The following is a 20,715-nucleotide window of genomic DNA, read 5'->3' as shown; positions in this document are numbered from 1 at the left end:
TCCAGACGTGCGGACGCACGCTTTGGCGCAAGTCGCGCCTGCTGTTCAATTACTTGATTTGCTTTCGTATCCGCGAACAGTTGCGACGCGCGCACTCTGCCCGAGATCGTCCGTGGCGCGATCTATCGGAACACGATGAAAATCTGCGGAACGCGCCTGTGCCGGTCGCGCGACTCGACGCCGGCGGAGAGACGGAGGATGCGGAGCGGCGCCGACCTCGCGCGCCTCGAAGGCGCGCGCGAGGCCGCGCATTCGGAGAGAAAAAAAAATTGTGGTCAGCGCGGTCGGATCAAAAAAAAATGGCGCGCGACAGCTCCGCCGGGAGAAGAATCGCGCAGCGCGTGTCGTGAACTGATTCGTTTTTTCGACGAACGGGCGTGCGTCAGACGCCCAACTTGCGCTTGAGCAGCTCGTTCACCGACTGCGGATTCGCCTTGCCGCCCGTCTGCTTCATCACCTGTCCGACGAACCAGCCGAGCATCGTCGGCTTCGCCTTCGCCTGCTCTACCTTGTCGGGATTGGCGGCGATGACGGCGTCGACGGCGGCTTCAATGGCGCCTGTGTCGGTCACCTGCTTCATGCCGCGCGCTTCGACGATCGCTTTGGGGTCGCCGCCTTCCGTCCAGACGATCTCGAAAAGATCCTTGGCGATCTTGCCCGAAATAACATTCTGCGAGATGAGGTCGATGATCGCGCCCAAAGCCTGCGACGACACTGGCGAGCGCGCGACGTCGAGCCCCTCCTTGTTCAGACGGCCGAACAACTCGTTGATCACCCAGTTGGCCGCAAGCTTGGCGTCGCGTCCCTTCGCCGTCTCCTCGAAATAGTCGGCGGCCGCCCGCTCCATCACAAGCACGCCGGCGTCGTACGGCGGCAGGCCGTATTGCTGGATAAAGCGCGCGCGCTTCGCGTCGGGCAGCTCCGGCAACTGCGCCCTTAGCGCGTCGACATATGGCTGGTCGAACTCGAGCGGCAGCAGATCCGGATCGGGAAAGTACCGATAATCATGCGCTTCCTCCTTGGAGCGCATCGCGCGCGTCTCTCCCCTCCCTGGATCGAAGAGCCGCGTCTCCTGGGCGATCGCGCCGCCATCTTCGAGAATGCCGATCTGTCGACGCGCCTCGACGTCGACCGCCTGGCCAATGAAGCGAATGGAGTTGACGTTCTTGATTTCGCAGCGCGTGCCGAGCGGCGCGCCGGGGCGGCGCACGGAGACATTGACGTCGGCGCGCAGCGAACCCTCTTCCATGTTGCCGTCGCAGGAGCCGATGTAGCGCAAGATCGTCCGCAACTTCGAAACATAAGCGCGCGCCTCCTCAGCCGAGCGCAGGTCGGGCTTGGAGACGATCTCCATGAGCGCGACGCCGCTGCGATTGAGATCGACGTGGCTTTCGGTCGCCGAAAGATCATGCAGCGACTTGCCGGCGTCCTGCTCGAGATGCAGACGCTCGATGCCCACGGTGATGCGCTCGCTCGGCGACACGTCGACGATCACGGCGCCTTCGCCGACGATCGGATGCTTGTACTGAGAGATCTGGTAGCCCTGCGGCAGGTCGGGATAGAAATAGTTCTTGCGGTCGAAAACCGAACGCAGGTTGATCTTGGCCTCTAAGCCGAGACCTGTGCGGATCGCCTGTTTGACGCATTCCTCGTTGATGACCGGCAGCATGCCCGGCATGGCCGCATCGACCAGGGAGACGTGATCGTTCGGCGCGCCGCCATACTCCGCGGAAGCGCCGGAGAAGAGCTTGGCGTTGCTCGTCACTTGCGCATGTATCTCCATGCCGATCACGACTTCCCAGTCGCCGGTTGCGCCGCTGATGAGCTTGTTGGGGGCCGCCTGTGTCGTCATTATCCGCCTCGCTAAACTTGCGCCTTACATATAAACCACGCTTCGCAAGAGCGGAACGGCCGGCGCGAAGCAGAGGGAAGCGGCGAGATGGCCCCGGAACGGAATTCTGAGGACAGCCGCCGAAAAGGCCTCATCGCCCGCATGCGCGGCGCACCCCGCTATGTGGGCGTTCCGTTAGGCGTCGGCCTGATCCTCGGCGGAACCATTCTCGCGCCGCTTCCCGTCTTCGGGGTGTGGATGTTTCCTTTGGGCCTTGCGATCCTCGCCCCGCACTCGCCCCACGCGCACAGGCTGTCGCGGCGTTTTCATCGGTGGTCGTTAAGGGTCCTGCGCTGGTCGATCCGCAACGGTTTCGTCCGCGTCAAGATCAAGACGCCCAGTGGCGATCATAAAGACCCATCGCGCTCCGCCGATTCTTGAGAGACGCCCTTTAGCGCGCGAGCGCCCATCAGCCGCTCTTCGTGCTGGATCGACCAGTCGATCAGCGCGCGCCACAGGGTCATCGCGACCTCGACCGACAGTCCCTCGCGACGCGCGGCGCCAAGCACATGCGCCAATACTTCGTCGACGCGCTCGGGGACATTGGCCGGAATTCCCAGCGCGGGTTTGATCCTTGCGGCCCGCTCGATCTGTTGCTGGCGCTTTGCGAGCAGCGCCACAAGCTCTTCGTCCAGCTCGTCGATCAAACGACGCACGTCGGACATTTCGTCCTGCAGCGCTTGCTGCGGGCGTTCAGCAATGTCCTTTTCAGCGCTCGGCGTCGTCATCATCAGCCCTCGCGCCACCATGGCTGCGGAAGTTCGATCTTCGGCGCCGCCCGTTCGATCGCCGCGGCGAGAGAGAACAGCGTCTCTTCGTCGAATGCTTTGCCGATGAGCTGCAACCCCAGCGGCAAGCCGTTCGCCGCGAGACCGCCCGGAACGGCGACGCCGGGAAGACCGGCCATGTTCACTGTAACGGTGAACACGTCGTTGAGATACATTTCTACGGGATCGGCCGAGCCCTTCTCTCCTTGCGCGAAGGCGGTCGAAGGCGTCGCCGGCGTCAGGACGGCGTCGACGCCGGACGCGAAGGCTTCGTCAAAGTCGCGCTTGATCAGGCTGCGGACTTTCTGCGCACGGACATAATAAGCGTCGTAATAGCCGGCGGAGAGCACATAAGTGCCGATCATGATGCGCCGCCGCACCTCCGGACCAAAGCCCGCTGCGCGCGTCTTCTCATACATTTCGCTGACGTCGCGGCCCTGCTCACGACACCCGTACCGCACGCCGTCGTAGCGCGCGAGATTGGACGAGGCTTCAGCCGGCGCGATAATGTAATATGTCGGCAAGGCGTAGCGCGTATGCGGCAGGGAGATTTCGACGATCTCCGCGCCCGCGTCCTTCAGCCAAGCGGCGCCTCTATCCCATAAAGCGGCGATCTCCGCCGACATTCCGTCGATGCGATATTCCTTCGGCACGCCGATACGGCGTCCCTTCACGGAGGCGCCGACGGCGGCTTCGTAGTCCGGCACAGGCGCGTCGACGCTGGTCGTGTCTTTCGGATCGTGGCCGGCCATCGACCTGAGCATGATCGCTGCGTCGCGCACGGTGCGCGTGATCGGACCCGCCTGATCCAGCGACGAGGCGAAGGCGACGATGCCCCAGCGCGAGCAGCGGCCGTAAGTCGGCTTGATGCCGACAGTGCCAGTGAAGGCGGCGGGCTGACGGATTGAGCCGCCTGTATCTGTCGCCGTGGCGCCAAGGCAAAGACGTGCGGCCACCGCCGACGACGAGCCCCCCGAAGAACCGCCCGGCACGATCTTGGCGTCGGGATCCGCGGCGCGGCGCCACGGCGAAACAACGGGGCCAAAGGCGCTCGTTTCATTCGACGATCCCATCGCGAATTCGTCGAGATTGAGCTTGCCGAGCGTGGCCGCGCCGTCACGCAGCAAATTCGCCGAGACTGTCGATTCATATGTCGGCGTGAAGTCATCGAGAATTCGACTCCCCGCCGTCGTGCGCACGCCTTTGGAGCAATAGAGATCCTTTATGCCGAGCGGCAGACCTTCAAGCGGTCGCGCATCGCCGCGCGCAATGCGCGCGTCGCTCTCTTGCGCCTGCGCCAGCGCGAACTCCGGCGTCTCCGTGATGAAGCAATTGAGCGCGCGCGATTTGCTGATAGCGTCGATATGCGCCTGCGCCAGTTCAACGGCGGAAAGCTGTTTGGATTTGAGCGCGTCGCGCGCCTCGGCCAATGAAAGATGCGTGGGGTCGGACATTTGTCCCTTTATATCTGAGGCCGCCGCATGCGCGGCGCCGGCGCGACAAGCGCTATTCGATCACCTTGGGCACGACGAAATAATGATCCTCCCGCAAAGGCGCGTTGGCGAGAATCTCATCGGCGATGCCGCCGTCGGTCACGACGTCGGCGCGCTTCTTCATTTGCATCGGCAAAGCGGAGGTCAACGGCTCGACGCCATCGACATCGACTTCGCTCAGCGTCTCCACGAATGCCAGGATGGCGTTGAGTTCGCCGCGCAGGCGCTCGACCTCGCTGTCTTCGATGGCGATACGCGAGAGATGGGCGATCCGGCGGACGGTCGCGGAATCAACGGACATCTAGGGCTCCGCAAGAAAGGTCTCGAAGGGGCGCTATAGCGCTTGGCCTTTCGCGGCGCAATGTTGCGAAGCGGATCGTAGAGGCAAAAAGCCGAAGCGTGGAGCCCGCTGAGTTTGCGGAAATGCGGCGGCGTGTTAGCGAAATCGCGGTGAACAAGCGCGCGACGACCCTTGAAGAACTGGTGGCGCTTCTGCCGCCTAAGGGCCGGCTGATGGGATTGGATCTCGGGACCAAAACCATCGGATTGGCGCTTTCGGACGTTGAGCGGCGGCTCGCGTCGCCACTTGATACGATCGCGCGAGCGAAGTTTTCTCAGGACGCCGCCGCCTTGCTCAAACGCGCGGCCGATTTCGATATTTGCGCGCTGGTGGTCGGGCTGCCGCTCAACATGGACGGCACGGAAGGGCCCCGCGCGCAGGCGACGCGCGCCTTCATGCGGAATCTTTCTAAGCTCGCATCCCTGCCCTTCGCCTTCTGGGACGAGCGCCTGTCGACTGCGGCGGTAACGCGCGAATTGATCGCGCAGAACGCCTCGCGCGCCAAACGCGCCGAAGTCGTCGACCGAATGGCGGCCGCCTATATCCTGCAGGGCGCGCTCGACCGTTTGAAACGTCTGTAGCCGCCTCCATCGCAGCATTACAACTTTTGATAGAATTTTGTTCTTGACTCGGGATAGGCGTAATGGAAGAAAAATACAAGAAAGTCCGATGCTTACCTTATTCATAACCTGCCTCGTGGTCCGCGGAGACTGACAGCGATGCCCCGGCCAGATGCTTCTCAAAAAGATTGCAGCAAGACCTCCGGAATGACTGCAGACAGCGCCAAAGCCAATCAGGAAGCGGCGTCAATAGCGTCATATATTGCTGATATGTCAGACGAAATGGCGAAACTCGCCAGTCGCTGCGACATGCCCATGCTCTGCTATTTTTTGAACCTCGCCCGCGCCGAGGCGGACATGCGGGCGCGTGAGCTTGGCGGCTATCCAATCGACCGCTCGGCATAATTTACAACTTATAGTTGATTACGAGGGAAACGCTGCTGGCGCCGTGACGTTGCAAGCGCCCCTCGATGTCGAGTTCGACGAGGACTCCCTGCACTTCGCGGGCGGTCAATCCAGCGACGCGGATGAGATCGTCGATCGCGATAGGCGCAGGCCCGAGCAGGGACAGGATGACCTCATGCGCGTCCCGCTGCGGCGTCTCGTCGACTCGCGTGCGCGCGTCAAGATCGGCGACGCAATCTGCTGGCGGGCTTGGCGGCAAGCGTGGCGACGAGAATCGTTTGGGAGCGGCTCTTTCTTCAAACGCCGAACCGTCGAGGCTGGCGAAAAGATCCAGTTCGTCGATCAGCGTATCCTGTCCTTCGAGAGAGTCGTCGTCAAAAAGATTCTTGCGCGGCGGGGTTCCCGCGTTCTCGGCAAGCACCGAAGTGACGTCCTCGGGACGCGCACACAACGTCGCGCCTTGGCGAATGAGATCGTTGACGCCTTCAGCGCGCGGATCCAGCGGCGAACCCGGAACGGCAAAGACCTCTCGCCCCTGCTCATTGGCGAAACGCGCCGTGATCAGCGAGCCGGAACGCCGCGCCGCCTCGACGACGATGGTCGCGCGGCTGAGCCCGGAGATGATGCGATTTCGGCGCGGAAAATCGCGGCCGCGCGGCTCCCATTCGATGGGCATTTCAGAGACGATCAGTCCCCTCTCGGCGATCTCTTCGACAAGCCGCGCATGTTCGGCCGGATAGGGTCGCGCATGGCCGCCGGCGAGCACGGCGACCGTGCCTGTTTCGAGCGTGGCGCGATGCGCGACGGCGTCGATGCCGCGCGCGAGGCCAGAGACAATGACGTAATTCTCGAGCGCGAGGCTGCGCGCGAGCCGTTCGGCGAAGGCGAGACCTGCGGCTGAAGCGTTGCGCGAGCCGACAATCGCCACGCCGTCGCGCTGCGCGGTCCAAAAAACGCCGCGCATTGCGATGAGCGGCGGCGCATCGGCGATTTCCCGCAGCAGCGGCGGATAGTCCGGATCGCCCGTGGTGGCGAAGCGAACGCCCAGCGCGCGCGCCGCCTCGATCTCGCGCAGCGCTTCCTCACGCGTGGCGATGCGGATGATCCGCCCGCGCAGGGACCGCGCCGCGAGGGACGGCAGCGCGTCCAACGCCGCGCCGGCGCCGCCGAAACGATTGATGAGCTGTCTGAACGTGCGCGGCCCGACATTTTCGCTGCGGATGAGCCTCAGCCAGTCGACGAGCTGCTCTTCGCTCAGCCGACCTGGCGACGCCTCGGTCACGCCTTCTGTCCGATGCGCGCTTCGGTGCCGGCGCGCAGACGGGCGATGTTCTCGCGATGTCTATAGAAGACGATGGCGGCCATCGCCGCCACGACAAAGGCTTCGGCTCGATGGCCGAGCGTGAAGAGGACCAATGGCGCCGTCGCGCTCGCGGTCAGCGCGCCCAGAGACGAATAACGCCACAGCGCCGCCGCCGAGAGCCAGACGGCGCAGAAAATCAGCGCCGCCGGCCAGCTGAGCCCGAAGAGCACGCCAAGAAAGGTCGCGACCCCTTTCCCGCCCCTAAACTGCAGCCAGACTGGCGCAATATGGCCGATGAACGCGGCCAGGCCGGCGATCATGCCCCCTTCGGGCGAAAGCGAGGCGCCGATGAGCACCGCCGCCGTGCCTTTCAGGCCGTCCAGCAGCAGCGTCGCGGCCGCCAGATCCTTCCGACCGGTGCGCAACACATTGGTTGCGCCGATATTGCCGGAGCCGATCGCGCGCAGGTCCGTCGTGCCCGCGACGCGCGTGAGCAGTAGACCGAAGGGGATGGAGCCCAGCAAATAGCCGATCGCAAGGGCGACGATGTCGTAAATGATGGAGTTCATCCGTGAAAACGCGATACTTCTCGACAGCGAAGGGCCTGAGGATGCTAAAGGAGGCGCTATCGCGCCGCAATAAGCGTTTTCAGTCGCGGTGAACGCCTATATTTCAGGGCGGCGGTCGATGCCTTGTGGGGGCCTTTTTTAATTGAAATCGCTCCCTCGAAGCTCCGGCGACACATGCGCGCGTCGCATTTCTGAACTCGAGGCGGTAAGAAGGCCAAAATCAGGAATCGAATGACTGAGCAACGCAGGCCGCGCCCACGGGCTTTTCGCCTCGAAGGCGACCAGACGGTCACCGCCAAGGCGACGCCGTCGACAGACGATGCCGGGACGCCGTCTATCGAGGTCGTCGAAGCGGAAGTTGACGCTTTCGCGCTTGAAGCCGCGCAGCTCGCGGACGGCATGACCGGGGATGAAGCGGCCGTTGAAGCGGCGCAGGCCGATGGCATGCTGCGCCGCTACGTTTTCTCATGGGGCGGCGTCTTTTTATCGGCGGTCAGCGGGCTTCTATCGCTGGCGCTGACGATGTGGATATGGGGGGTTGTAGAAGACTCCTTCCGCCACTCCGCCATTCTCGGGACGCTGGGCCTGGTCCTTGCCGGCCTCGCCACGGTCGCGGCCATCATCTCCCTGACGCGCGAGTTTCGCGCCATCGGCCGGCAGAATCGCATCGCCAAGCTGCACGTTGCGCTGGCCGAGGCGCACGCAAGCGATGACGGCAAAGCCGCACGCGAGCGCGTCGGCGAACTTTGCAAGCTCTATGAAGATCGTCCGGACACAGGTCGGGCCCGCGCGCTGCTCAACGACTATTTAAAGCGGATTATCGACGGACGCGATCTCATCACCCTCGCCGAGCGTAATCTCGTCGCGCCTCTGGATGAAGAAGCGCGGCGCGAAATCGCCGGCGCCGCCAAACGCGTCTCTGTCGTCACGGCGATCAGCCCGCGCGCGCTCCTCGACGTGCTTTTTGTCGTCGGCCAGGCGATCGTGCTGATGCGAAAAATCGCCGAGATTTACGGCGGCAAGCCGGGGCTGCTAGGTTTCTTCAAGCTGGCCCGCTCGGTCGGCGCGCATCTCGCCATCACCGGCGGCGTGGCGGTCGGGGACTCTATCCTTCAGCAGGCGCTCGGCCACGGCATCGCCGCACGCATTTCCGCAAAGCTCGGCGAGGGCGTATTGAATGGGCTTCTCACCGCGCGAGTCGGCCTTTCCGCCATGGCCGTCTGCCGACCGACGCCCTTCATCGCCGAGAAGCAGCCGGGCGTCAGGGACGTCGCGCCTTTCCTCTTCGGCGACAAGACCAAGAGCTGATCCGCATTGAAAGCAGCAAGCCTGAAGATCACCACCTGGAACATCAATTCCGTGCGGCTGCGCATGCCGCTCGTCGCCGAATTTCTCAAGAGCCGGGCGCCGGACGTGCTCTGCCTGCAGGAGACGAAATGTCGGGACGCCGAATTCCCGATGAAGGATCTCCATGCGCTCGGCTATGAGCATATCGCGATCAATGGCCAGAAGGGCTACCACGGCGTGGCCGTCGTTTCGAAGCGGCCTTTACGTTTCGTCGAGAAGCGCGATTTCTGCGAAAAGGGCGACGCGCGTCATATCTGCGTGGAAATCGACGCCCGGAGCGGCCCGATATCGCTGCATAATTTCTATGTGCCGGCCGGCGGCGACGAGCCAAACGTCGACATCAATCCGAAGTTTCAGCACAAGCTCGATTTTCTCGATGAGATGCGCGACTGGATCGTCACTGAAGGCGTCTCGCGCGGCCGCGTGGTGCTGGTCGGAGACCTAAATGTCGCGCCGCTCGAACATGACGTCTGGAGCCATAAGGCGCTATTGAAAGTCGTGAGCCACACCCCGGTCGAGGTCGAGAAGCTTGCCGGCGTGCTTCGGGCTGGCGCTTGGGTCGACGCCATGCGGCATTTCGTGCCGGCGGACGAAAAGCTTTATACATGGTGGAGCTACCGCGCCGCCGATTGGGAGGCGTCGAACCGGGGGCGCCGGCTTGACCATATTCTGGTGAGCGAGGCGCTTGGCGGCGGGCTGGAACGTCTAGACGTGCTGCGCGACGCGCGCAGCTGGACCCGCCCGTCCGACCACGTGCCGGTGACGATCGAACTATCGGACTGAGCGAAAACGGGGATCGGGAGGCGAGACGGCGGCATGATCGCGCGCGATCTGATGAACAGCGACTTTCCTTATGTGACGGCGGACGCGGATCTCGATTACGTCGCGAAACTTCTCGCTGAATGCGGGCTGGGCGCCGTGCCGGTCGTCGACGACGAGCTGGCGCCCATCGGAATCGTGACGCGCAGCAATCTCGAACAAATGCGCCCGCAACCCCTGCCCGACCTTGGCGCCATTCCGGGATTTCTGCTGCGCAACAGGCCCAAGCCGGTATTTCACTCGAATGGTCGCGTGTTGCGCGAAGTGATGACGTCGCCGGCGATATCGATTTCCGACTTCGCCAAAGTTCCCGACATCGCGCGAATTATGGAGAGCCATAGCCTCAAACGCATCCCCGTCGTTGAAGGGCACAAGATCATTGGCCTCGTGCTGCGCAAAGAAGTCATGGAGGCGATGGCGGGAGGCTTTACGGCGATGGCGCTGGAGGCGCATCGGCGTCGTCCGTTGATCGCCCTTCCGCAGCAAACCGGCGATCGCTGCGCCGTCGCGACGGCGCTGGAATTTCGCGAGCTCGTCGCAGCGCATGAGCGTCAGCTCGACCTCGAGCGCGTCGAACGTCGACAGACGGCGATCGAACTGCGCGAACAACGCATTCGCGATCTCGCGAGCCAGCGGCTGACAGACCCGCAATGGCGCGAGATGCTGGAGCAGGCGCGACGCAGTGCGGCGGCCGGGCTCACCGAACATGTGCTCATCCGGTTTCCGTCGCAGCTTTGCGTCGACGGCGGCCGCGCGATCAATGCGCCGGACCCCGATTGGCCAGCGACTCTGCGCGGCGAGCCAGCCGACGTCTTTCAGCGGTGGCGTAATGAACTGCACCCTCGCGGCTTTCGTATCGCCGCGCAAATCGTCGATTTCCCCGAAGGTCTTCCCGGCGACGCCGCGCTCTTCCTGATGTGGAGCGCCGCGCGCAATTGAGTGCGCGTCACCCGCCGCCGACGCCAGTGTCGGCGCGCAAAGCCGCAAGCGAAGGATAGCGCCGCGCGGCGCCATCGGTCTGCACTTCGACCGATCCGTCGGAAAACATCACATAGACGGATCCGCTGGCGATATAACGGTCGACTTCAACCGGCGGCTTTTGCGGCAGTGTGGCGGCGACAGGCTGCTGCTGATGTTGCCGCGCCGGCGCGTCTTCCACCCGATCCGCCGCCGCGTGCGCCTGCGTCGCCGGAACCTTGTCGGCGATGCGGCTCAAAACGCCGATTGCGCGTCCGATCGCGATCGTCACCACGCCGCCAGAGACCGCCGTGGCGCCGCCGATGAACAGGCTCCAACCGCGCTCGAGCTGAATGTAATCCCACCCGGACCACATGCCGTAGGCGCCGGAAAGCGCGAGCGCGAGCCCGAGAAAAATGACGCCCAGGCCGTATCGTCTCATCGTCATCCTTCAGTGATTGTCTGGGCGGGAACCTATCACAAGGCGCGCCGACCGCCATAGGAACGCAAGCCCCCGGGGAAGACGCGCGAATACTTGCACGCGCGCGCAGCGCCCGCCGCCTGAAAAATTTAAAACTATATATACGTATGTTACTGTATATAACATCAATATGTAGTGATTGAATTTATCCGCCATGCTGGCGCTGGTGTATACATTTTCATTTATTTTCAACGATCTAACAGTATTTACAAGATGCGTCATGGCGCCGCATCGTAATTCGATTGCTCAATACAAACGTCATCGTCACAGCGTCGCGTGCGGTGGAAGAGCGCCGCCGTCGGCAATCGTGGGGAGAACCGGAGATGACAAGTTTAACTGGCGTGCGCGGGCGGCTGGCTGGCGCAATGATTGCGGCCGCGGCCTTTTTCATCGCGCCATCAGCCGCTTTCGCGCATGGCGGCGTGATGCTCGAGCAAGACGAGTGCGTGCTGCGGATCGGTCCGAACACCATGCACTTCATCGGCTATCAGCGCTCGGGAGAAGAAGCGGAGTTTTGCGAGGACATCGCTAAAACCGGGCCGACCGTCATTGCGCTGACCGCGGTTTCGCCTGATCTGCGCGACATGGCGATCGGCATCCGCATTGTTAAGGATGTCGGCGAAGAGAAGGAAAAGGCCAACCTCAATGCGGTCACCGTCGCCTTTCTCGAGCCGAAGGTCTATCGCAACGGCATCATGACCTTCGAACATGACTTCAAGGATGCTGGTCGTTATGTCGGAATCGTCACGGTGCGCGATGATCTTGGCAATGAATGGGTCTCGCGCTTTCCCTTCTCGGTTGGGCTCTACACCTTCTGGGGACTGATCGAATATATCCTCTACGCCGTCGGCTTCTTTTCCCTTCTCGGCCTGATGTGGTGGATGCTGCGCGCAGGCGCAAAAAAGAAGACGCAAGCGGGCGACGCGATCGCCTAAGCAAGCGGCCCGAAGATTGCAGCATGGCTCGGTCGCCGACGAGCCATGCTTTTTTGTCGCTACAAAGCGAACATAGCTGCGCCGTTCGGGATCTCGCGATATTGCCGCACGAGGCGCGCGGGTTTAGTTAAGCGCGTGCAGCTGAGGCTGACAGGCTACGCTCGTCTAACGTATTCAGGAGAGAATTATGTCCTTCACCCTGGAAGATTTGCCTTATCCCTACGACGCTCTGCAGCCTTATCTTTCCCGCGAGTCCTTCGAATATCACCACGACAAGCATCACGCGACCTATGTCGCCAATGCAAATAATCTGGTGAAAGGCACCGAATACGAAGGCAAGCCGATCGAGGAAGTGATCGTCACCGCCTACAATCGCAACACGCCGATCTTCAATAACGTCGCCCAGCATTTCAACCATCACCACTATTGGAAGTGGATGAAGCCGAACGGCGGCGGCGCCATTCCCGGCAAGGTCGAGAAGGCGATCATCGAGTCCTTCGGCTCGGTCGACAAATTCCGCGAAGAATTCCAGAAGGAAGGCCTCGGCCAATTCGGCTCCGGCTGGGTGTGGCTCGAAGCGAAGGATGGAAAGCTCGCCATTCGCAAGACGCCGAACGCGGAAAATCCGCTCATTCATGGCGCGGCGCCGATCCTCGTCGCCGACGTCTGGGAGCATTCCTATTACATCGACTATCGCAATCGCCGCGCCGACTACTTGAAGGCGTTTCTCGACCATCTCGTCAATTGGGAACATGTCGAGGAAATGTTCGACGCGGCGTAGCGCCACTTCATTCTGCGCGGCGCGCCTAATTCGTGCGCCGCGCATTTTGCGAATTGTGAAGAAGCGCGGAGACGACAAGCAGAAGCAGCGCCGCAAAGGCGAGCACGGCCGCCACGGCATGCGAATCTTCCCATTGACGTCGCGCCGCCTCGAACGCCGCCGGCATCTTGGTCCAATTCCGCGTCGCGACATTCATGGGATAGGTCCACGTCCAGAAGATCGCCTGCGTTCCGGTGAGCGTCACGAAGGACGCGAACGAGAGGACCGCGGCAATCCGGTTGCGGCGAACGGCGATCGTATGCGCCAGCGTCGTCAGTAGTGCGAGGACGACGGCGATTCCGAAATAGGCCCAGCCGGCGTAGATCTGCTGGACAGTCATGTAGTCGGCCGGCGAAAGCGCCATCTTGTTGGCGCGTTCGAAAAAATGCGCGCCCGCCGGAATGACGCAGAGCACGACGCTCGTGATCGCGGCGATCTGCAAGCCAAAAAGCATCAGGGGCTTCCTTCGCTGCGCCGATCGTCCGCCCGGCGCGGTCAATCAGCGGCGATTTTCGGCTGCGACTCGACGACGTGCTTTAGGTCCGCGAGGCCTCGATCAAATTGCGCCCCCAGCGTCTTGTCGATGTTCAAAAACTTATACATCGCCTTGCTTATAAATTCGTGGTGGCCGGACATCGCCCAGGTGACTTCGGTGCTGTCCTCGCCCAAAGGCTTGAGATTGAATTGCACGTCGTGCTTGGCCTTGAACGGCTTTTTGAATTCGAGCTTGATGCCGACGCGCTCGCCTTGGCGGCTCTCGACGATCTCCATCTGACCGACGCCGACCTGCTTGTCGCCGGACCATGAATAGGTCGCGCCATAGCCCTGCGGCGTCCCTCCATACTCATCCTTCATATTCGGGTCGAGCTTGGCCCAGGGCGACCAGTCGGCCCAATTGTGAAAATCGTTGATGTGGCGAAAGACCACTTCCGGCGGCGCGTCGATCACGATCGAGCGGGCGATGCGGAACTTATCGGGCAAGAAGGAGATGTAGGCGATCAGCGCGCTGACGAGAGCCAGGAATAGGAGAGCGAAAAGCGTCATGGTGCAGGTCTCCGCAAGAGCGTGAGTCCGTCGACCGAACGGCCCACGGGCTCGCAATTTCGTTCCGCGCTCTCCGGACCGAGAGAGACTCCGCTCTCGCGAAGCGCTCGCTCACGCCCGCCGCCTGACGCGCTGGGCGTCAGTTTAGAGCGGCGGGCGCAATGCGCAACGCATTGTGGGTTAGATGAGGCTTCCGCAGAACGCCTGGATCTTACGGCAGGCGTCTTCGAGCAACGCGTTCGACGCGGCGTAGGACACCCGGAAATTGGGACCGACGCCGAACGCCGAGCCTTGCACCACGGCGACGCCCTGCGTTCCCAGGAGTTCCGTCACGAAGTCCTCGTCAGTTTCGATGACCTTACCGTCGGGGGTCTTACGACCGATGGCGTCGGCGCAGGAGGGAAACACGTAGAAAGCGCCTTCCGGCGTCGGGCACTTCAAATATTTGGCCTGGTTGAGCATGGAGACCACGAGGTCGCGCCGCTCCTCAAAGGCCTTGCGGAAGACCGCGAGATGGTCCTGCGGCCCTTCGAGGGCTTCGACCGCCGCCCATTGCGCGATCGAACAGGCGCCCGACGTCTGCTGGCCCTGGAGCAGGTCCATGGCCTTGATCAGGGCGCTGGGCCCTGCCGCGTAGCCGATGCGCCAGCCAGTCATGGCGTAGGCCTTGGAGACGCCGTTCATGGTGAGCGTGCGCTCCATCAGCGCCGGCTCGACCTGGGCCGGCGTGACGAATTTGAAGTCGCCGTAGACGAGGTGCTCGTAGATGTCGTCAGTGAGGACATGCACCTGCGGATGGCGCAGCAGAACGTCCGTCACCTTCTTCATTTCATCGAATGAGTACGCCGCGCCCGAAGGGTTCGACGGAGAGTTGAGCACGAGCCATTTGGTCTTGGGCGTGATGGCGCGCTCGAGCGCCTCCGGCTGGAGCTTGAAGCCGTCCTCCATCCGCGTATCGACGAAGACGGTCGTTCCGCCACAGATCGCCACCATTTCGGGGTAGCTCACCCAGTAAGGCGCCGGAACGATCACTTCGTCGCCGGGGTTGAGCGTCGCAAGAAAAGCGTTGAACAGGATGTGCTTGCCGCCGGTGGCGACGATCGTGTCCGACGCCTTGTAGTCCAAACCGTTTTCGCGCTTGAATTTTTTTGCGACAGCCTCGCGCAGCGGCGGAATTCCGAGCACCGGCGGATAACGCGTTTCGCCGCGATCGATCGCCGCTTTCGCGGCGGCGCAGATGTGCTCGGGCGTGTCGAAATCGGGTTCGCCGACGGAGAGCCCGATCACCTCCCGGCCCTGCGCCCGTAAGTCCCGGGCTTTCTGCGTGACCGCGATCGTTGCCGAGGGCTTCACGCGCGACAGGGCGTTGGCGAGGAAGGTCATTGGAGTCGAGTTCCTGCGGAGGGGATAGTGCGCCGCACCATAATTTGGGCGGCGTAGCGTCGCAATGAGATTCACGAGGCTCGCAGGGCCACATGGGTCTATTGTTGATGAAGACTTTCAATCGCCTCGCGGGGGGGAAGCGCGATCGCCGCGCTGCCGCGCCACGCGCCGGCGCGATGCTCGCCATCCTGCGTATCGGTGTTTTCTTAGGAAAAACAATCGTCTTTTATCAAATAGCCCGAATCGGCGACTCAGCTTTGGTTCAACTTGATCAAATCAATATTGCCAAGTGTTAACTCCGTTTCACGCACTTCTTAAAAATTTATAAAATTTCCGAAGAATGATGCAACTTTTTCAGCCCATCCTCGTTTCTGTCTTGAGAACGCGGCGACGCGAGTCAATCGCGCGCGGGCCTTGGGGAGAGGTCAAGCGTTACAAGGGCGAATGCGAGAGGATTAGGGAAAATGTCGCTCGTTGACAAATTTGAAGATCAGATGGAGCCCGCCTTCACGCGCAGCTTCGATAGGGATTCGGCGCGTCGCCAGTTTCGCGTTTCGCTTCTGCTGGTCGCCGCCATGGCGATGGCCGCCTTCGTGCTCGGCTTCGCCCTGCCGATCGGTTCGCCCGCCCAGAAGGCCACCCCTGTTGCGACCGACGGCGGCGTTTTCGCCGGGCGATTGGTGACGATCGACCGCTAAATCTCTTCTGCGAATTTCAATCGCGGGTAACACGGCGCGCGTCTCTCGACGCGCGCAATCTTTTTGGCGAGTACAACGCGCTGAACAAACCGGCTGCCTTTCAAGCGGCCGGTTTCTGTTTGCGCTACGTCGACGAGTCAAACGAGCCGCTTCAATCCGCGATCACTTCTTATCCATGTGATGGTGCTCGTGATGCGAGTCGCCGCCTTCCTTAGGCCCGGCGGAGTCCTGGCCATGCGACTTTTGCCAGCGCTCCATCGCTTCGGCGTCATGCGCATGGGCCGCGTCCGGCGCATCGATCGCCGCGTCAACAACCACTTCGCCGGCCTTTTCGAAGACGAGCGTCATCTCCAGGCCCCAGCCCACCTCAAGATGCTTCTTGATGTCCAAAAGCGTCACGTAAACGCCGCCAGGCGCGAGCGTGACTTTCGACTTGGGCGGCAGGACGATAGGCGTGATGAGGTCGAGCTTCTTGGGGTCGCCGTGGATCTCGGCCTTCCCGAATTTTTCTGACTTGACGGCGATCAACTTGTCCGGCGTCGCGCCGCTATTGTGCAGCATTGCATAGAACTGCGCCTTGTTGTCGCCGTCGACGGGGGCGCGAAGCCAAGGATGCTCCACTTTCAGACTGCCGACGTCGTATTCATGCGCAGCCGCGGAACCGCGCCCGGCGAAGAGCCCGAGCGCCGTCCCAGTGAGCAGAGTTCCGCCGGTCAGCAAAAAATCACGCCGCTTTAGCATCTCGCTTCTCCCTTTTGCCCGGACTTTTCTCTCGCCGGACTGCTTGGCATCATGACCAAGGACGCGCCGCTCCGATAGCCTCGCGCTCCGTTCGCGCTTGCGACAATATGGCGCGCTAATGCGAGTGCAGGCTGATCTCGATCAAGGGCTCCCGGGCGAGTTCGGCGGCGAGACCGGACAGTTTCTGAGTATTCCCCTCGTCGGGCGCGAATGTGCGGAAACGCGCCCGAATGTAGCCGGAACGATCCACCAGGAAATGCGCCTCTTCAATCTCCTCGGACGGCGTTTCATTGGGGTAGCGATTGATCACCGAATAAGCGGTCTCAACCGCCTTTGGATGAACGACTTCTCGACCTTTCGCCTCCTGCGGGCAGGCCGCGTCATAGATCGTCACCTGGTTTACGCCGGCGGCCTTGGCGGCGGCATGCGCGATCTTGACGCTTGCCGCGCGCGCCGTGGGATCGCCGTTGGACGACCCGCAGCGCGCAAAGGAGACCAGCGTTGGAACGCCGCGCAACTTGAAGAGAGACGTTGCATTCTCCTCTGGATCGATCAGCGCGAAATCCGGCGCGATCAGCCATTGAATCATCGGCTGAGCGCTCATGAAGCGCGCGCGGTTTGAATAGGACATCATCAGCAGGAAGTTGATCACGTCCCAGCGGTCGTCGACATCGAGCTGCTCGCCGAAGGCCGGCATAACGCCGCTTTGTCCGCCGTGAGTCAGCCAGTGGAAGATGTCGCCGATCGTATGGGTGCCGACATGCGGGGCCGTCAGATCGGCGGGCTGCACGAGGAGTCCTTGCTGGTTCTTGAGGTCTTTGGCGAGCGGTCCATTTCCCTCGCCCTGCGCGCCGTGGCAGCCGATGCAGTTCTCCTGAAAATGCGCGAGCCCGCGCGAAACCGATTCCGCTGTGTAGTCCTGCGTCGGATCGTCATACGTGTCGGTATAGGCCTCTGTCGCAAAGGACACGGAAAGCGAGATCAACGCTGCGGCGGAAATGGCTGGCGTTGCATAGAGACGATATTGGCGCGTCCTTGGCGTCCACCAGATCAGCGCGGCGACGACCGCAAGAACGACGGCGGCGATGCCCCACCACCAGATCGCGCTGAACATCGCTGGGTTCTGTCCCCACGTCGCGATGTAGGACAGGCGAAATGGCAACGGCCAATAGAGACTGGTTTCATGCGCGGCTGGCGTGATGACCGCGATGTAGCCGGCGATCGACAGCAGCGCGAGCGCAAAGACCGACTCGCCCGCGCCGACCTTGCTGTACCAGGCAAAATTGAATTCGCCTTCGGGTCTGCGGGTGATGTAGCGCGCCAGCGCCAACGCCGCGAGCAAGACGGCGCATAGAAAAACCAGCTTCAACGTCAGCATCCGACCATAGGGCGTCGCCAGCATATTCGGGATGCTTCCGACGTTCTCCCAGGCGATCGCAAATCCCGAGACGGCGACGATCGCCATGGCGACCTTTGCGATGAATGACCAGCGTTCGGCGAGCTGCGCCGCCAGTTCCGGCGGTTTGCCGCGCGCCGTGAACATCCACCAGACGAGACCGAGCAAGCCGCCAAGCCAAGTGAGGCCGGCGGCCGTGTGGAGAAGGAAACTCACCTGGGTCCACCGCGGCAGACCGTCGTCGATGGCGTGGCCGGTCACTGAAACAACGGCGATAAGAACCACGCCGACCCACAGCGTCACCTGATCGAGCAAATCGGAAGCGATGAAAAGGCGCGCCGCCGCGAGAGCCGCGAAGAGGAAAGCGATCAGCTGCGTCCAGATCCAGGCGTTTCCGACGCTCGTGTTGACGGTAAACTCCCAGAGCGTGTCGAATTCAATCGGACGATCGGCGGGAAAGATCGCACGCGCGGTGACATACAGCAGCGCGAAGCCGAAAACGGCGCGCACCAGCGCCAGCGCCGCGACGGCGGGTTTGAAGCGCTTCCCGTCCTCGCCGATGAGACGCGGCAGGAGCAGGAGCCCGACCGCGAGGGCCGAAGGCAAACTCAGAAGGAAGCGGATCGCCGCAAGAGAGAGATACATTTTTGTTTCGCCCGATGTTCTCTGGCGCTCATCTCTTCAGCTCGCACGAGAAGCGAGAAACGAGCCGCGCGTCGCGCAAGCGTAGCCGCGAGCCTGTCACTCGCCCATGGCGTTTACTTCGCGTCCACGGTGAATTCGTAATTTCCCTCGACGATGTGACCGTCGGTGGAGAGCACGCGGTAACGCACGATATATTTGCCGGGCGCGAGTTCCGGCGCATTGGCCGACAATTCGCGCGGCTTGTCGGGAACAGCGCTATTGCCTTGGGCCAGCACCTTACCGTCGGGCGTTTCGATGGTGATCTTCGAGTAAGGCGGTTCGACTCCGCCGCCGAACCGCAACTTGATGGTCTTTGGCGGCGCCGCGACATGCTCCTTTGAAGAAGGAGCAGCGTCGACAAGGAAAGAATGCGCGAGCGCCGAGCTCGTCCCAAAGGCGGCGACTATGACGATGGCGAAAGCCGCGGCGGCGCCGGAGAAGCCGAACCCGCCCTGACGGCGCACGCGCGCCGGCGAAGTTCTGTCAGCGTAAGTCATAGCGTCCTCCCAGAGGCCTGAGCCTCTCTTTGTTTTGAGATGTTTACGCATGTCGCCGCAATCAAGACGCAGTGGCGTCGGCGGCGTCCTTCTTCTTGCCGGCGGGATGCGTGTGCTTCCAATACACGAAAACGATGCCGGCGATGAGCACGGTCCCAGCGATCTGCGGCACCCAGGCCCACAGGGTTTCGCCGACCGTGAATTTGAATTCGGACGTCTCCTGCGTGCCGTCGGGGCGGGTCAGAGTGACGAGCCCGATATAATGGCCGTTTTCCTTGAAATCGTGCTCCAGATTGAAGGTGCCCTTGACGTATTTGGTCGCGGGACGATGAACTTCGGTCAGCGCCTCAAGATCGGTGCCCTTGGTGATCGGCGTCAGCGGATCGCGAATGATTCGCAGTTCCAGCGGCATGTCGCGAAACGACGGATTTTCGATGTCGAACACCAGAATGGTCGGTCCGGATGTCGGGATCTCGGCGCAATATTCGCTGCGCGATTTGCCGGGCTGATAGGCTGTGATGTGAATCATGTCGTAGCCGAACATGACCATGCACATATTGCCCATCGACATGGCTTCGGGGCCCGCGCCGCCCTCTGATGCGCGCAGGGGAGCCAGCAAAGCCAGCGAGAAAAGCGCGCCGAGAACTGCGGCTGCAACGCTACGCCTATTCTTCATTTCCATCCCTCGATCCATATTGATTCCCGGGCTGTCGCTCTTGTTGGCGAACGTTGCTGAGCCCTGCATCTTCTATAGCGGATTTTTGGTTCGCGGCTCGATTATTGTCCCTTGCCAGCACATCGCCGCGCGGCTGGATGCTCCTCCTACTTTTGACAAAAGCCAGAAATTGACGCGAGCAAAAACAGCGGAACGATTTGCGTCCAAAGGACGCACCGCCTTCTGGAGGCAATCGAACCGGATGACACCTCGGCTCTAGCGATCGCCTTGCGCCGGCTCTCGCCAGGCGGCGACCGAACAACTCACGAAGATCAGCGCGGCGCCAAGGGCGAAGGCGGTCGTTTCAATTCATTTGGCCGCGACGGCGCCAACTCCGCGGGCAGCCTTTTCGAACGCAGCGGCGCTTTGCGCCACGCCCGCCCGCGCATCCCTGGCGGACCGCAAGGCTTCGCGGCGCAGTCCCCAAAAGAAAACCCCCGGCTTTATGGGCCGGGGGCTTTTTAGTTCAATTCGTCAGTATCGATCAGGGCATATCGCCCGCGACGAACTTCGGAATGACCGGACCGCCGATTTCGGCCGCGAAGCGGCGACCCGTCGGCGAGAAGAACATCAAGAGGCCGCCGATCTGGCTGTCGGTGTCGTAAGCCAGGTCAGACAGACGCTCGATGTCCCAACGCGCGTCCTGCACCTTCACGGCGATTTCCTTGGTCTCGCCCGGCGCGATCGGCGTCGGGTCCGTCGACAGACCGCGGTCGGCCAACAGATAGTCCGGGAAGTCGGGCTTCGTCGTGAACACGTCAGGGTTCAGGAAGCGCAGGCCGGCCGCCGTATATTCGCCAAGGCGAAGCGGCTCGGAGGTCGTGTTCGTGACCTTGACGTTGATCGTCAGCTCACGGCCAGGAACCTTGT

25 protein-coding genes are annotated in these 20,715 nt (G+C 62.1%); 10 read left to right on the top strand and 15 right to left on the bottom strand.

All coding sequences use genetic code 11. The features are described from left to right. Positions 1-382: 382 nt before the first annotated feature. On the bottom strand, positions 383-1,852 hold the full coding sequence (gene gatB, locus IYY11_RS08905) for an Asp-tRNA(Asn)/Glu-tRNA(Gln) amidotransferase subunit GatB (protein WP_196403538.1): 1,470 nt from the start codon (positions 1,850-1,852) through the stop codon (positions 383-385). 87 nt (positions 1,853-1,939) lie between these two features. On the opposite strand from gatB, the gene IYY11_RS08900 reads away from it, so the two are divergent. Then, positions 1,940-2,272 (top strand): hypothetical protein, encoded by a 333-nt coding sequence (locus IYY11_RS08900; protein WP_196403537.1) that lies wholly within the window; start codon positions 1,940-1,942, stop codon positions 2,270-2,272. On the opposite strand, the gene IYY11_RS08895 is transcribed toward IYY11_RS08900, so the two are convergent. Genes IYY11_RS08895 through gatC form a run of 3 tightly spaced genes read right to left on the bottom strand, consistent with a single transcriptional unit; the run spans position 2,239 to position 4,452 of the window. Further along, positions 2,239-2,622: a chorismate mutase gene (locus tag IYY11_RS08895; protein WP_246719807.1), complete on the bottom strand. Its 384-nt coding sequence runs from the start codon at positions 2,620-2,622 to the stop codon at positions 2,239-2,241. The genes IYY11_RS08900 and IYY11_RS08895 overlap by 34 nt on opposite strands. Further along, the gene (gatA, locus tag IYY11_RS08890) at positions 2,622-4,112 is read right to left on the bottom strand and encodes an Asp-tRNA(Asn)/Glu-tRNA(Gln) amidotransferase subunit GatA (RefSeq protein WP_196403536.1); all 1,491 of its coding nucleotides are present in this window, start codon (positions 4,110-4,112) and stop codon (positions 2,622-2,624) included. The genes IYY11_RS08895 and gatA overlap by 1 nt, the downstream gene beginning before the upstream one ends. Positions 4,113-4,164: 52 nt before the next feature. After that, the gene (gatC, locus tag IYY11_RS08885; protein ID WP_014893028.1) at positions 4,165-4,452 is read right to left on the bottom strand and encodes an Asp-tRNA(Asn)/Glu-tRNA(Gln) amidotransferase subunit GatC; all 288 of its coding nucleotides are present in this window, start codon (positions 4,450-4,452) and stop codon (positions 4,165-4,167) included. Positions 4,453-4,664: 212 nt separating this feature from the next. Here gatC and ruvX point away from each other — a divergent pair, with 212 nt between their 5' ends. After that, complete coding sequence (gene ruvX, locus IYY11_RS08880) at positions 4,665-5,072, top strand: Holliday junction resolvase RuvX (protein WP_409455241.1); 408 nt, start codon at positions 4,665-4,667, stop codon at positions 5,070-5,072. A 186-nt stretch (positions 5,073-5,258) separates the two neighbouring features. Further along, on the top strand, positions 5,259-5,456 hold the full coding sequence (locus IYY11_RS08875; protein WP_246716578.1) for a hypothetical protein: 198 nt from the start codon (positions 5,259-5,261) through the stop codon (positions 5,454-5,456). Position 5,457: 1 nt separating this feature from the next. Here the strand turns inward: IYY11_RS08875 and dprA are convergent, their stop codons facing one another. Beyond that, entirely contained in the window at positions 5,458-6,738 is a 1,281-nt protein-coding gene (dprA, locus tag IYY11_RS08870) for a DNA-processing protein DprA (RefSeq protein ID WP_196403533.1), read from the bottom strand. Next, the gene (gene plsY, locus IYY11_RS08865) at positions 6,735-7,328 is read right to left on the bottom strand and encodes a glycerol-3-phosphate 1-O-acyltransferase PlsY (protein ID WP_196403532.1); all 594 of its coding nucleotides are present in this window, start codon (positions 7,326-7,328) and stop codon (positions 6,735-6,737) included. Before plsY ends, dprA begins: the two co-directional genes overlap by 4 nt. 231 nt (positions 7,329-7,559) lie before the next feature. On the opposite strand from plsY, the gene IYY11_RS08860 reads away from it, so the two are divergent. From IYY11_RS08860 to IYY11_RS08850, 3 genes are read left to right on the top strand one after another with little or no spacing between them, the layout of a single operon-like run. Beyond that, positions 7,560-8,636 carry a YcjF family protein gene (locus IYY11_RS08860; RefSeq protein ID WP_196403531.1) on the top strand — a complete coding sequence of 359 codons (1,077 nt, stop codon included), beginning with the start codon at positions 7,560-7,562 and terminating at the stop codon, positions 8,634-8,636. Positions 8,637-8,642: 6 nt separating this feature from the next. Next, the gene (gene xth, locus IYY11_RS08855; protein ID WP_196403530.1) at positions 8,643-9,458 is read left to right on the top strand and encodes an exodeoxyribonuclease III; all 816 of its coding nucleotides are present in this window, start codon (positions 8,643-8,645) and stop codon (positions 9,456-9,458) included. 33 nt (positions 9,459-9,491) lie between these two features. After that, a complete protein-coding gene (locus IYY11_RS08850) occupies positions 9,492-10,433 on the top strand; it encodes a CBS domain-containing protein (RefSeq protein ID WP_196403529.1) in 942 nt (313 codons plus the stop codon). A gap of 7 nt (positions 10,434-10,440) precedes the next feature. Here IYY11_RS08850 and IYY11_RS08845 read toward each other — a convergent pair whose 3' ends face one another. After that, a complete protein-coding gene (locus tag IYY11_RS08845) occupies positions 10,441-10,893 on the bottom strand; it encodes a hypothetical protein (protein WP_246719806.1) in 453 nt (150 codons plus the stop codon). Between the two features lie 362 nt (positions 10,894-11,255). Between IYY11_RS08845 and IYY11_RS08840 the strand changes: the two genes are divergently transcribed. Next, positions 11,256-11,867, top strand: a complete 612-nt coding sequence (locus tag IYY11_RS08840) for a hypothetical protein (RefSeq protein WP_196403527.1) — start codon at positions 11,256-11,258, stop codon at positions 11,865-11,867. A 187-nt stretch (positions 11,868-12,054) separates the two neighbouring features. Next, positions 12,055-12,648, top strand: a complete 594-nt coding sequence (locus IYY11_RS08835; protein ID WP_029651728.1) for a superoxide dismutase — start codon at positions 12,055-12,057, stop codon at positions 12,646-12,648. 25 nt (positions 12,649-12,673) lie between these two features. Here the strand turns inward: IYY11_RS08835 and IYY11_RS08830 are convergent, their stop codons facing one another. From IYY11_RS08830 to IYY11_RS08820, 3 genes are all read right to left on the bottom strand, one after another. Further along, a complete protein-coding gene (locus IYY11_RS08830) occupies positions 12,674-13,141 on the bottom strand; it encodes a hypothetical protein (RefSeq protein ID WP_196403526.1) in 468 nt (155 codons plus the stop codon). Between the two features lie 41 nt (positions 13,142-13,182). Next, the gene (locus tag IYY11_RS08825) at positions 13,183-13,731 is read right to left on the bottom strand and encodes an SRPBCC family protein (RefSeq protein WP_196403525.1); all 549 of its coding nucleotides are present in this window, start codon (positions 13,729-13,731) and stop codon (positions 13,183-13,185) included. Positions 13,732-13,911: 180 nt separating this feature from the next. Then, entirely contained in the window at positions 13,912-15,114 is a 1,203-nt protein-coding gene (locus IYY11_RS08820) for a pyridoxal phosphate-dependent aminotransferase (RefSeq protein ID WP_196403524.1), read from the bottom strand. Positions 15,115-15,218: 104 nt separating this feature from the next. Between IYY11_RS08820 and IYY11_RS08815 the strand changes: the two genes are divergently transcribed. Continuing rightward, a complete protein-coding gene (locus IYY11_RS08815; RefSeq protein ID WP_196403523.1) occupies positions 15,219-15,410 on the top strand; it encodes a hypothetical protein in 192 nt (63 codons plus the stop codon). 168 nt (positions 15,411-15,578) lie between these two features. Beyond that, entirely contained in the window at positions 15,579-15,812 is a 234-nt protein-coding gene (locus IYY11_RS08810) for a hypothetical protein (protein ID WP_014893014.1), read from the top strand. Positions 15,813-15,974: 162 nt separating this feature from the next. On the opposite strand, the gene IYY11_RS08805 is transcribed toward IYY11_RS08810, so the two are convergent. From IYY11_RS08805 to IYY11_RS08785, 5 genes are all read right to left on the bottom strand, one after another. Beyond that, positions 15,975-16,553: a copper chaperone PCu(A)C gene (locus IYY11_RS08805; protein ID WP_196403522.1), complete on the bottom strand. Its 579-nt coding sequence runs from the start codon at positions 16,551-16,553 to the stop codon at positions 15,975-15,977. 115 nt (positions 16,554-16,668) lie between these two features. After that, complete coding sequence (locus IYY11_RS08800; RefSeq protein WP_196403521.1) at positions 16,669-18,594, bottom strand: c-type cytochrome; 1,926 nt, start codon at positions 18,592-18,594, stop codon at positions 16,669-16,671. 113 nt (positions 18,595-18,707) lie between these two features. Continuing rightward, positions 18,708-19,130, bottom strand: coding sequence for a copper resistance CopC family protein (locus IYY11_RS08795; protein ID WP_196403520.1), 423 nt, complete (start codon positions 19,128-19,130; stop codon positions 18,708-18,710). A 61-nt stretch (positions 19,131-19,191) separates the two neighbouring features. Then, positions 19,192-19,806, bottom strand: coding sequence for a hypothetical protein (locus IYY11_RS08790; protein WP_196403519.1), 615 nt, complete (start codon positions 19,804-19,806; stop codon positions 19,192-19,194). A 523-nt stretch (positions 19,807-20,329) separates the two neighbouring features. Continuing rightward, the coding region (locus tag IYY11_RS08785; protein WP_246719805.1) for a methane monooxygenase/ammonia monooxygenase subunit B at positions 20,330-20,715 on the bottom strand (386 nt) is incomplete at its 5' end.

It is taken from the genome of Methylocystis sp. H62, from assembly GCF_015709515.1.
GTDB lineage: Bacteria > Pseudomonadota > Alphaproteobacteria > Rhizobiales > Beijerinckiaceae > Methylocystis.
Note: the sequence above shows the minus strand (reverse complement) of the source record. Positions and strands in the feature narration are given on the sequence as shown.

What these genes read in the sequence shown, in the direction of transcription:
- IYY11_RS08875 (WP_246716578.1), top strand. Translation starts at nt 5,259, where the DNA reads ATGACTGCAGACAGCGCCAAAGCCAATCAGGAAGCGGCGTCAATAGCG.
- IYY11_RS08900 (WP_196403537.1), top strand. Translation starts at nt 1,940, where the DNA reads ATGGCCCCGGAACGGAATTCTGAGGACAGCCGCCGAAAAGGCCTCATC.
- IYY11_RS08850 (WP_196403529.1), top strand. Translation starts at nt 9,492, where the DNA reads ATGATCGCGCGCGATCTGATGAACAGCGACTTTCCTTATGTGACGGCG.
- IYY11_RS08825 (WP_196403525.1), bottom strand. Translation starts at nt 13,731, where the DNA reads ATGACGCTTTTCGCTCTCCTATTCCTGGCTCTCGTCAGCGCGCTGATC.
- IYY11_RS08820 (WP_196403524.1), bottom strand. Translation starts at nt 15,114, where the DNA reads ATGACCTTCCTCGCCAACGCCCTGTCGCGCGTGAAGCCCTCGGCAACG.
- gatA (WP_196403536.1), bottom strand. Translation starts at nt 4,112, where the DNA reads ATGTCCGACCCCACGCATCTTTCATTGGCCGAGGCGCGCGACGCGCTC.
- IYY11_RS08830 (WP_196403526.1), bottom strand. Translation starts at nt 13,141, where the DNA reads ATGCTTTTTGGCTTGCAGATCGCCGCGATCACGAGCGTCGTGCTCTGC.
- IYY11_RS08895 (WP_246719807.1), bottom strand. Translation starts at nt 2,622, where the DNA reads ATGATGACGACGCCGAGCGCTGAAAAGGACATTGCTGAACGCCCGCAG.
- IYY11_RS08805 (WP_196403522.1), bottom strand. Translation starts at nt 16,553, where the DNA reads ATGCTAAAGCGGCGTGATTTTTTGCTGACCGGCGGAACTCTGCTCACT.
- IYY11_RS08860 (WP_196403531.1), top strand. Translation starts at nt 7,560, where the DNA reads ATGACTGAGCAACGCAGGCCGCGCCCACGGGCTTTTCGCCTCGAAGGC.
- plsY (WP_196403532.1), bottom strand. Translation starts at nt 7,328, where the DNA reads ATGAACTCCATCATTTACGACATCGTCGCCCTTGCGATCGGCTATTTG.
- gatC (WP_014893028.1), bottom strand. Translation starts at nt 4,452, where the DNA reads ATGTCCGTTGATTCCGCGACCGTCCGCCGGATCGCCCATCTCTCGCGT.
- ruvX (WP_409455241.1), top strand. Translation starts at nt 4,665, where the DNA reads ATGGGATTGGATCTCGGGACCAAAACCATCGGATTGGCGCTTTCGGAC.
- IYY11_RS08845 (WP_246719806.1), bottom strand. Translation starts at nt 10,893, where the DNA reads ATGAGACGATACGGCCTGGGCGTCATTTTTCTCGGGCTCGCGCTCGCG.
- IYY11_RS08790 (WP_196403519.1), bottom strand. Translation starts at nt 19,806, where the DNA reads ATGAAGAATAGGCGTAGCGTTGCAGCCGCAGTTCTCGGCGCGCTTTTC.
- IYY11_RS08810 (WP_014893014.1), top strand. Translation starts at nt 15,579, where the DNA reads ATGTCGCTCGTTGACAAATTTGAAGATCAGATGGAGCCCGCCTTCACG.
- gatB (WP_196403538.1), bottom strand. Translation starts at nt 1,852, where the DNA reads ATGACGACACAGGCGGCCCCCAACAAGCTCATCAGCGGCGCAACCGGC.
- IYY11_RS08840 (WP_196403527.1), top strand. Translation starts at nt 11,256, where the DNA reads ATGACAAGTTTAACTGGCGTGCGCGGGCGGCTGGCTGGCGCAATGATT.
- IYY11_RS08795 (WP_196403520.1), bottom strand. Translation starts at nt 19,130, where the DNA reads ATGACTTACGCTGACAGAACTTCGCCGGCGCGCGTGCGCCGTCAGGGC.
- IYY11_RS08800 (WP_196403521.1), bottom strand. Translation starts at nt 18,594, where the DNA reads ATGTATCTCTCTCTTGCGGCGATCCGCTTCCTTCTGAGTTTGCCTTCG.
- IYY11_RS08835 (WP_029651728.1), top strand. Translation starts at nt 12,055, where the DNA reads ATGTCCTTCACCCTGGAAGATTTGCCTTATCCCTACGACGCTCTGCAG.